We start from the raw sequence: 4,698 nt of genomic DNA on the forward strand, positions 1-4,698 counted from the left end.
GGCGTGCCGCTGACGCTGATGCGTCTGGACGCCTCGGCCGAGCGCGCCGTGATCGAGATGGGCGCCAACCATCCCGGCGAGATCGGCCAACTGGCCGGCCTCGCGCGCCCGGACGTGGGCGTGATCACCAACGCCGGCTGGGCGCATCTGGAAGGCTTCGGCTCGCGCGAGGGCATCGCCCGGGCTAAGGGCGAACTGTTCATTCGGTTGCCCGAGCACGGCACCGCGGTGATCAACGCCGACGACGACTATGCCGGTCTGTGGCGCGAGTTGGCCCAGGAGGGCGCCCAGAGCCGGCGCATCGTGACGTTTTCGGCCGAGGCCGCGCGCGGCGCCGACATCTATGCCGCCGACATCGAATTGGACGGCGACGGCGCGCGTTTCATGCTGCATACGCCCGGCGCGCGCACGCCGGTCGCGCTCGATCTGGCCGGTCGCCACAACGTGGCCAACGCGCTGGCCGCGGCCGCGGCGGCGTTTGCCGTCGGCCTCGACGGGCCGGCCATTGCCGCCGGTCTGGCGCGCACGGCCGCGGTCGCGGGGCGGCTGGCGATCACGCCGATCGCGCCGGGCGCGCGTCTGGTCGACGACAGCTACAACGCCAACCCGGGTTCGCTCGCGGCCGCGTTGGCCTGGCTTGGCGAGCAGGACGGCGCGCGCTGGGCGGTGCTCGGCGATATGGGTGAGCTCGGCGACTACAGCGAATCGGCCCATCGCGATGCCGGGCTGGCCGCGCGCGCGGCCGGCATCGAGCGTCTGTTCGCCACCGGCGAGCACAGCCGGCTGACGGTCTCGGCGTTCGGCGAGGGCGGCGCCTGGTATCCCGATCACGACCGCCTGATCGCGGCGCTCGTCGGCGCGCTGGCGGCCTCCGACAGCGGTGTAATCGTGCTGGTCAAGGGCTCGCGCAGCGCCCGTATGGACCGGGTGGCCGACGCCCTGCGCGAGAACGGCGAACAACAAAAGGTGGGCGCGTCATGCTGATGTATGTCGCCCATCTGCTGGAACCGGCCTTTTCGGGCTTTCGCGTGTTCCAGTTCCTGACCTTTCGCGCCATCCTCGGGGTGTTGACGGCGATGGTGTTCTGCTTTGTGTTCGGCCCGGTGCTGATCCGCCGGCTGACGTTTCACCAGGTCGGCCAGTTCGTGCGCGACGACGGGCCGCAGAGCCATTTGGTCAAGACCGGCACGCCGACCATGGGCGGCGTGCTCATCCTGGCCGCGGTGCTGGTGTCCACGCTGCTCTGGGCCAATCTGGCCGATGCCTGGGTCTGGCTGGCGATGTTCGTAACCGCCGCCTTCGGCGTGGTCGGCTTCGTCGACGATTACAGGAAGCTCAAGTTCGGCAACAGCAAGGGACTGTCGGCCCGGGAAAAGTACGGCGCGCAGACGCTGATCGGTCTGGTCGCCGGTTTTTGGCTGTTTATGGTCGCCGGCTCGGCCGCCGAGACCAGCGTGCTGATCCCGATGGTCAAGAACGTGGCCGTGCCGCTGGGCGCGGGCTACATCGTCTGGACCTATCTGGTGATCGTGGGCTCGTCCAACGCGGTCAATCTCACCGACGGGCTGGACGGGCTGGCGATCATGCCTTGCGTGTTGGTGGCCTCGGCGCTCGGCATCTTCGCGTACGTGACCGGGCACGCCGAGTTCTCGCGCTATCTCGGGTTCACCTATATCAAGGGCGCGGGCGAACTGCTGATCTTTTGCACCGCGATCGCCGGCGCCGGGCTCGGTTTCCTGTGGTTCAACGCTTATCCGGCGCAAGTGTTCATGGGCGACGTCGGCGCGCTGGCGCTCGGCGCGGCGCTCGGCGTGGTCGCCCTGATTGTCCGCCAGGAACTCATCCTGGTCGTCATGGGCGGCATCTTCGTCGCCGAGACGCTTTCGGTGATGATCCAGGTCGTCGGCTACAAGCTGACCGGGCGACGGGTCTTCCGCATGGCGCCGCTACACCACCACTTCGAACTCAAGGGCTGGGCCGAGCCCAAGATCATCGTGCGTTTCTGGATCATCACCCTGGTGCTGGTGCTGATCGGTCTGTCGACGTTGAAGATCCGATGAACGACTGGAAGACACAACTGGCGGGCGCCCACGTGCTGGTCGTGGGTTGCGGCGCCACCGGCGCCTCGGCGGCCCGCTTTGCCGCGGCCGCCGGGGCGCGCGTGCGCGTTATCGACAGCCGCGCCGCGCCGCCGGCCGCGGCCGAGCTGGCGCGTGAGTGGCCGGAAATCGAGTTTCGCACCGGCGCGCTGGCGGCTTCGGCGCTGGCCGGCATCGATCGGATCGTGGTCTCGCCCGGGGTCGATCTGCGCGAGCCGCTGATCGTGGCCGCCCGCGCGGCCGGGTACGAGGTCGTCGGCGATATCGAATGGTTTGCGCGCACGGTGAACGCGCCGGTGATCGCGATCACCGGCTCCAACGGTAAATCCACGGTGACGGCCTGGCTCGGCGAGATCGCCGCCGCGGCCGGGCGGAGGGTCGCCGTCGGCGGCAATTTCGGCACCCCGGCGCTGGATCTGCTGGCCGACGACATCGATTTGTACGTGCTGGAGTTGTCCAGCTTTCAGCTCGAGCTCACCGATCGTATCGCCTGCGCGGCCGCGACCGTGCTCAATATCAGCGCCGATCATATCGATCGTCACGGCAGTCTCGAACATTATGCCGAGCTCAAGGCGCGTATTTTCCGGGCCGCCGGGATCGCGCTGATCAACGCCGACGACCCGCGCGTTAGCGCCATGCATACGCAGGCCGCGCGCGTGCTGCGTTTCGGCGCCGGCGAGCGCGCCGACTATCGCGTGATCGATATCGACGACGGGCTCTGGCTGGCGCGCGGCGCCGCGCCCTGGCTGGACGCGCGCCGGCTGCGCGTGGCCGGGCGCCACAACGTGGCCAACGCCGCCGCGGTCTGGGCGCTGGCCGAGGCGCTCGGCATCGACGAGGCGACAATCCGCGCCGGGCTGGAAGGCTTCGCCGGCCTGGCGCATCGCTGTCAATGGGTGGCCGAGATCGGCGGCGTACGTTGGGTCAACGATTCCAAGGGCACCAACCTGGGGGCGATGTTGGCTTCGCTCGCCGGCATGGACGCACCGGTCGTGCTGCTGGCCGGCGGCTGCGGCAAGGGCGCGGATTTTGCCGCGCTCGGTCCGGCGGCCGCGCGCCGGGCCCGGGCGGTGCTGGTTTTCGGCGAGGATGCCGCGGCGATCGCGGCGGCGGTGGTCGGGCATGCCCCGGTCGAAAACGTGGCCACGCTGGCCGAGGCGGTACGCCGCGCCGCCGCGATCGCCCAAGCCGGCGACGTGGTGCTGCTGTCGCCCGGCTGCGCGAGCTTCGATCAGTTCGACAACTATATGGCGCGCGGCGATGCCTTCACCGCTGCCGTACAGGAGTTGGCCGCATGAAGAATCTCCTGGCTGCCGCGTATCTGCCGCCGGTCAGGCCCGACGTCTGGCTGTTGTCGACGTTGATCGTGATCGGCTGTCTCGGCCTGGTGATGGTCGGCTCGTCCTCGGTCGCCGTGGCCGACCGTATGACCGGCGATCCGATGTATTTCTTCTACCGTCAGACGGTGTATGCGCTGATCGGGCTGATCATCGGTTTCGTGGTGCTGCATATTCCGATGCGGGTGTTGGCCGCCAATACCTTCATCATGCTCGCGGCCGGCTTGGCGCTTCTGGCATTGGTTCTGATTCCGGGTATCGGGCATTCCGTCAACGGCGCCCGGCGCTGGCTCGACTTCGGGCCGGTTTCGCTTCAGGCCTCGGAGCCGGCGCGCTTGCTTTTGGTGCTCTATGTCGCCGGCTATGCCTCGCGCCGCCAGTTCGATCTGGCGACCACCTGGGCCGGCCTGTTTCGCCCGATGGTGTTTCTCGTCATCGCCTGTTTTCTGATGCTGCTGGAGCCCAACTTCGGCGCCGGCGCGATTCTGATCACGGTGGCCGGGATCATTCTGTTCGTCGCCGGCGCGCGGCTGTTCAACCTGGTCGTGCTGGGCGTGGTGGCCGCGGTGGCGCTCGCGGCGCTGGTGTTCTCCTCGCCGTATCGCATGGAACGTCTGGTGAGTTTCGCCGATCCCTGGGCGCATCCGTTCGCCAGCGGATTCCAGCTCACGCAGTCGCTGATCGCGATCGGCCGCGGGCATCTGTTCGGCGTGGGCCTGGGCAATTCGGTGCAGAAACTGTCGTATCTGCCCGAGACGCATACCGATTTTCTGTTCGCCATTTACGCCGAGGAATTCGGCCTGGTCGGCTCGATCGTGCTGATCGTGCTGTTCGCGATCGTGGTCTGGCGCGGTTTCGTGGTCGCGGGACGCGCGATCGACGTCGGGCAGTTCTTCGGCGGCTTTCTGGCTTACGGGCTGTCCGGCTGGTTGTCGTTGCAGGCGTTCGTGAATATCGCCGTGAACATGTGTTTGCTGCCGACCAAGGGGCTGACGCTGCCGCTGATGAGCTATGGCGGCTCGTCGCTGGTCATGATGTGCGCGCGGTGCGCGCTGATCTTGCGCGTGGATATGGAAAGCACGGCCGCGCTGCGGGAGAGCTCGCGATGAGCCGGGCGCCGCACATTCTGATCATGGCCGGCGGAACCGGCGGGCACGTGTTCCCCGCCCTGGCGGTCGCCCGCGAGCTTATTGCGCGGGGGACGGCGGTGTCGTGGCTGGGCACGGCCGCCGGCATTGAGGCCCGTCTGGTGCCGGCCGCGG

At 68.3% G+C, this 4,698-nt stretch carries 5 protein-coding genes; all 5 read left to right on the top strand.

Annotated features, from left to right (window positions below; all coding sequences use genetic code 11):
• On the top strand, nt 1–984 hold a 984-nt coding region (locus VFJ08_RS01840), incomplete at its 5' end, for a UDP-N-acetylmuramoyl-tripeptide--D-alanyl-D-alanine ligase (protein ID WP_324994562.1).
• On the top strand, nt 978–2,060 hold the full coding sequence (gene mraY, locus VFJ08_RS01845; protein WP_324994564.1) for a phospho-N-acetylmuramoyl-pentapeptide-transferase: 1,083 nt from the start codon (nt 978–980) through the stop codon (nt 2,058–2,060). The genes VFJ08_RS01840 and mraY, both read left to right, overlap by 7 nt.
• On the top strand, nt 2,057–3,397 hold the full coding sequence (gene murD, locus VFJ08_RS01850; RefSeq protein ID WP_324994566.1) for a UDP-N-acetylmuramoyl-L-alanine--D-glutamate ligase: 1,341 nt from the start codon (nt 2,057–2,059) through the stop codon (nt 3,395–3,397). Before mraY ends, murD begins: the two co-directional genes overlap by 4 nt.
• Nucleotides 3,394–4,545: a putative lipid II flippase FtsW gene (gene ftsW, locus VFJ08_RS01855; RefSeq protein WP_324994568.1), complete on the top strand. Its 1,152-nt coding sequence runs from the start codon at nt 3,394–3,396 to the stop codon at nt 4,543–4,545. Before murD ends, ftsW begins: the two co-directional genes overlap by 4 nt.
• On the top strand, nt 4,542–4,698 hold a 157-nt coding region (locus tag VFJ08_RS01860), incomplete at its 3' end, for a glycosyltransferase (protein ID WP_349256930.1). The genes ftsW and VFJ08_RS01860, both read left to right, overlap by 4 nt.

This window comes from Salinisphaera sp., assembly GCF_035690525.1.
In the GTDB taxonomy this organism is placed as follows: domain Bacteria; phylum Pseudomonadota; class Gammaproteobacteria; order Nevskiales; family Salinisphaeraceae; genus Salinisphaera.

What these genes read in the sequence shown, in the direction of transcription:
- mraY (WP_324994564.1), top strand. Translation starts at nt 978, where the DNA reads ATGCTGATGTATGTCGCCCATCTGCTGGAACCGGCCTTTTCGGGCTTT.
- murD (WP_324994566.1), top strand. Translation starts at nt 2,057, where the DNA reads ATGAACGACTGGAAGACACAACTGGCGGGCGCCCACGTGCTGGTCGTG.
- ftsW (WP_324994568.1), top strand. Translation starts at nt 3,394, where the DNA reads ATGAAGAATCTCCTGGCTGCCGCGTATCTGCCGCCGGTCAGGCCCGAC.